This window comes from Nevskia soli, assembly GCF_903970205.1.
Taxonomy (GTDB): Bacteria; Acidobacteriota; Terriglobia; order Bryobacterales; family Bryobacteraceae; genus Bog-113.
Window position 1 is genome coordinate 1 of sequence record NZ_CAJCHS010000376.1, and the last position, 2,569, is coordinate 2,569.

A 2,569-nucleotide genomic window follows, 5' to 3' on the forward strand; every position below is an offset into this window, starting at 1 on the left:
AGCGATCCAGTCGTCCACGGTCGAGCACTCGCCGCGCTTCAGGATTACGGGGACGCCCGCGCGTCCCAGTTCGCGTAACAGCGCCTCATTCTCCATCGCCTGCGCGGGAACCACCAGCGCGTCCGCATGCGCCGATAAAACGCGCACCTGCGACGACTCCCAAATGACTCGCAACGTGGCTCCGCCCGGGAGTTCCGCCACCGGCTCCCCACCGATTTCAATCGCGCCGATTCGGACGCGGCTGCCCTGCGGATGCGCGCGTCGCGCCGCCAGCTTCCAACGGCTGCTGATGCGGATGGCTTCCCTGACTCCCGGCATACCTCGAAACTCCTCAATCTCAAAACGAAGCGCGTCGCCGATCCCGCCCAGTACGGTGTACGTCATCCCGCTCGATCGATGCACATCGAACCCCAGCGTAACCATGCGGTCAATGACGCGCTGCACATCGCCTTCATCTACGTTCGATTCCATGACAATCAACATGCCGTGCCCTCGCCCGACTTCCCGCCCACTGGATCACCCAACTTAGCGCCGCGCTGCGCCATTCGCTCGCGCTGAAATTTGCGCATCTCATCAATGATGCGTTCGAAAATTCGTTTCGCCGCGTCATTCGAAAGCGGTCCGCGATTGCCGTTGGCGATGTTGCGAAACACTTCTTCTTCGCGCTTGGGCTCGTACACCGGCAGTTGCGCTTCCGCCTTAACGCGCGCGATCACGGTCACGATTTCCGTGCGTTCATTCAGCAGTGTCAGGATACGGCGGTCGACGTCGTCAATGCGATCGCGGCACTCGTTCAATGTATCTTCAGCATTCATTGGCCGAAACCTGATTTGAGTTCGCCGGCGAATCGTTCCAAACGCGCTTCCAGATCCGGATCGTTGCCATACTTCTCGATGAGGCTCATGATCGCACTCCCCACCACCACACCCGGCGCGATTCTGCCGATCTCCGCAACATGCTCGGGTTTCGACACCCCGAACCCGACCGCCAGCGGCAAGTTCGACAGCGCACGCATGCGCTCCACCAGCGGCGCCACTGCACTGGATACTTTCGTCTGTTCACCCGTGACTCCGGTGCGGCTCACGAGATAGATAAATCCGCTCGAGTATTCAGCGATCAATCGGAGACGGCGATCGGAACTGGTGGGCGCGGCGAGAAACACGGTGTCAAGTCCCGCGTCACGCATCACCGCAACATACTCGCCGGCTTCCTCCACGCTGGCGTCGATCAGCAGGCAGCCATCGATTCCGGCGGCTTTCGCGTCCGCCGCGCAACACGCAATTCCGTAGCGATCCACCGGGTTCACATAAGTGAATAGCAGCAGCGGAACTTCAGAATGCTCGCGAATGCATCGGGCGATTTCGAGGACGCGCTTGAGATTGGTTCCCTTCGCGAGAGCTCGATAACCGGCGCGTTGAATCACGGGACCATCCGCCACCGGATCGGAAAACGGCACACCCAACTCGATCAGATCGGCGCCGCCGCGGACTAACGCTTCGACCAACGCCGGCGTGCGTTCAGGGTCAGGATCGCCCGCCGTGATGTAGGCGATGAGCGCATGCGGCTTCGAGTGGAACAGTTCGGCGATGCGCGTCAATCGTGATCGATGCCCTTCAGATTCTCGCGATAGATGTCCATGTCCTTATCGCCGCGGCCGGAGAGATTGGCGATGAAGATCTGGTCCGGATAATCGGGCGCGCGCCGGATGGCTTCCGCAATCGCATGCGAGCTTTCGAGAGCCGGGATGATGCCCTCCGTTCGGCTCAGGCGGACCGCGGCTGCGATCGCGTCGGCATCCGATGCATTGCAATACTCGGCGCGCTTTCGATCGTAGAGCCACGCGTGTTCGGGACCGACGAGGGCGTAATCGAGACCCGCAGAAACAGAGTGTGTGAGCGACACCTGGCCGTCTTCATCCTGCAGCAGATAACTCTTTGCCCCTTGCAGCACTCCGGGGGAACCGCCGCTGAATCGCGCGGCATGCGAGCCGAGTTCCGGGCCGGTGCCGCCGGCTTCGATCCCGATGAGTTTAACGGTCGAATCGCCCACGAAGGGATGGAAGATGCCGATCGCGTTGCTGCCGCCGCCGACACACGCGAAGATCGCGTCCGGCAAACGGCCCTCTGCTTCGAGAATCTGTTCGCGAGCTTCGACGCCGATCACGCGATGAAAATCACGAACGATCAGCGGATACGGATGCGAACCCAGAGCCGATCCCAGCAGATAATGCGTGGTGTCGATGTTGGTGACCCAATCGCGCATCGCTTCGCTAATCGCGTCTTTCAGCGTCCGGCTCCCACACGACACGCCGACCACTTTCGCGCCGAGTAGACGCATGCGGAATACATTTAATCGCTGCCGCCGCATGTCTTCTTCGCCCATGTAGACGGTGCAATCGAAACCGAACAGCGCGCACACCGTTGCGGTCGCAACCCCGTGCTGACCCGCCCCGGTTTCGGCGATGATCCGGCGCTTGCCCATGCGCCTTGCCAGCAGCGCCTGCCCCAGGCAGTTGTTGATCTTGTGCGCTCCGGTATGCAGCAGGTCTTCGCGCTTTAGGTAAATGCGC

At 61.2% G+C, this 2,569-nt stretch carries 3 protein-coding genes and 1 pseudogene; all 4 read right to left on the bottom strand.

The genetic code is table 11. The features are described from left to right. Positions 1–471, bottom strand: a pseudogene (locus H1Y01_RS16365) (hypothetical protein); the annotation flags it as partial. Between the two features lie 5 nt (positions 472–476). Beyond that, positions 477–815, bottom strand: a complete 339-nt coding sequence (gene pheA / locus H1Y01_RS16370) for a chorismate mutase (RefSeq protein ID WP_180541580.1) — start codon at positions 813–815, stop codon at positions 477–479. Continuing rightward, on the bottom strand, positions 812–1,597 hold the full coding sequence (gene trpA, locus H1Y01_RS16375; protein ID WP_180541581.1) for a tryptophan synthase subunit alpha: 786 nt from the start codon (positions 1,595–1,597) through the stop codon (positions 812–814). The genes pheA and trpA overlap by 4 nt, the downstream gene beginning before the upstream one ends. After that, positions 1,594–2,569: tryptophan synthase subunit beta (gene trpB, locus H1Y01_RS16380; RefSeq protein WP_180541582.1), on the bottom strand; the 976-nt coding region annotated here is incomplete at its 5' end. The genes trpA and trpB, both read right to left, overlap by 4 nt.